This window comes from Moorena sp. SIO4A1, from assembly GCF_010672065.1.
Lineage (GTDB): Bacteria > Cyanobacteriota > Cyanobacteriia > Cyanobacteriales > Coleofasciculaceae > Moorena.
Map to the genome: position 1 here is coordinate 1 of NZ_JAAHHX010000403.1, position 1,945 is coordinate 1,945.

Genomic DNA, 1,945 nt, shown 5'->3' on the forward strand with positions numbered 1-1,945 from the left:
CTTCATGGCAAAAAGAAAACCAAGCAGAAGGCTTGAAGTAAGGCTTGAGCCGGATGATGGGTAACTGTCAAGTCCGGTTCTTAGGGGAGGGGAGTAGAGTAATCTACAAACCTTACCCGACTTCACGTCCGGTTCTGGAGACGAGTCAGCTGTGAGGTGACTCCCTGGCTTAGTTTAATGGAAACTGGCTGCGGGTATTCAGAGGTACACAAACCAATGGAGAGTATGGGTAGACACACATCGAATAGATTTAGTGACCTATGGAAGGGACAAAAGTGGAAGAAACTCCGCCAAAACCTATTCCGCCTACAGAAGCGCGTGTATAAAGCAGTTCGAGCTGGTGACTTGAAGAAAGCTAGGTCATTACAGAAACTGATACTGAAATCCCGTTCAGCGCAACTCTTGGCCGTCCGTCAAGTAACACAGCTAAATAAGGGGAAGAAAACGGCTGGAATTGATGGCAAGTCGAGCCTCAATTATCAAGAACGCATGGAATTGGTGGAGACACTGAACGACTATGGGAATGACTGGAAACATAGCCGACTTCGTGAAATTCCAATCCCTAAAAAGAATGGGAAAGTAAGAGTGTTAAAGATACCAACCATAGCCGACCGTGCATGGCAATGCCTAACTAAATTCGCCCTAGAACCAGCCCACGAGGCCACGTTCAATGCCCGTAGCTACGGGTTTAGGACAGGCAGATGTGCGCAAGACGCACAAAAATGCCTATTCCTCAACCTAAGGTCTACAAGTAACGGTATAAACAAGCGAATCATAGAACTAGACATCAAAAAATGCTTTGACCGCATCTCCCACAGTTCCATTATGGATAGATTGCTAGCTCCTGCATGTCTGAAACAGGGGATTTTTAGATGTTTAAAAGCAGGCATCAATCCAGAATTCCCGGAACAAGGAACACCCCAAGGCGGTGTGGTTAGTCCTCTACTAGCAAATGTGGCACTAGACGGAATTGAGAACATACATACCAGCATCCGGTACGCGGATGACATGGTAATAATCCTCAAGCCTAAAGACGACGCTGAGAAGATTTTGAATAAAATCAAGATGTTCTTGAAAGAGCGAGGAATGGAAGTCAGTGAAGAAAAGACTAAGCTGACCAAAACGATAGACGGATTTGACTTCCTATGAAGTTACCGTAAGAATAAAGAAGCCTTTACAGGCGACAGACTATGCAAAAAAGGGTTAAAAATTATTAATTAAGGCTTCTTTATTCTAAGGTTTCGTCTCCTGGGCTGGAATTTCAGAGTCCAGAAAAACGGAAAATTCCGATGCATTCCCTCAGAGGAAAACCACCGGAATATACGTAAGAAGATTAAAACCGTAGTCAACAACTCGAACTATGGTGCCAAAGTAAAAGCCACAAAGTTAGCTCCCATCATTCGCGGATGGCGTAACTACCATAGCAACTGCGATATGAGTAGCAGCAGGGATAAACTCTGGTTCATGAGACTAACCGCAAACCGGAAATTCCGCAAAGAAAAGAAGGTTAACCGGCACAAAGCTAATGAATTGTGCGATAGAGGATTCCCAAAGGTAAGTTACAAGCAGAACCAACACGTGAATGTAAAGGGGACTAAGTCACCTTATGACGGTGACCTAGTCTATTGGAGTAAGAGAAACTCAAGACTCTACTCCGATGCTACTTCTGATGCATTGAAAAGGCAAAACCATTCCTGCGGATTCTGTGGATTGAAACTCTTAGAAGACGAATCTGTACATCTTCATCACATCGATGGAAACCACGACAATTGGTCTAAAAAGAACACATTAGCAGTTCATCGTAGCTGCCATCAACAGATACACTGGAGCAAGCCGAAAGGCCGGTCATAGACCGAGTTTACCCAGGAGCTGGGTGAGGTGAAAGTCTCACGCCCAGTTCTGAAGCGGAGGTGCTCCCCTTAATAGGGGACATCGACCGTAACAA

1 protein-coding gene and 1 pseudogene are annotated in these 1,945 nt (G+C 45.0%); both read left to right on the plus strand.

Annotation, left to right across the window (positions count from 1 at the left end):
• Positions 1-225 precede the first annotated feature (225 nt).
• Positions 226-1,146, plus strand: a pseudogene (locus F6K53_RS38750) (reverse transcriptase domain-containing protein); the annotation flags it as partial.
• Positions 1,147-1,320: 174 nt separating this feature from the next.
• On the plus strand, positions 1,321-1,851 hold the full coding sequence (locus F6K53_RS38755) for a group II intron maturase-specific domain-containing protein (RefSeq protein ID WP_366511412.1): 531 nt from the start codon (positions 1,321-1,323) through the stop codon (positions 1,849-1,851).
• Positions 1,852-1,945 lie beyond the last annotated feature (94 nt).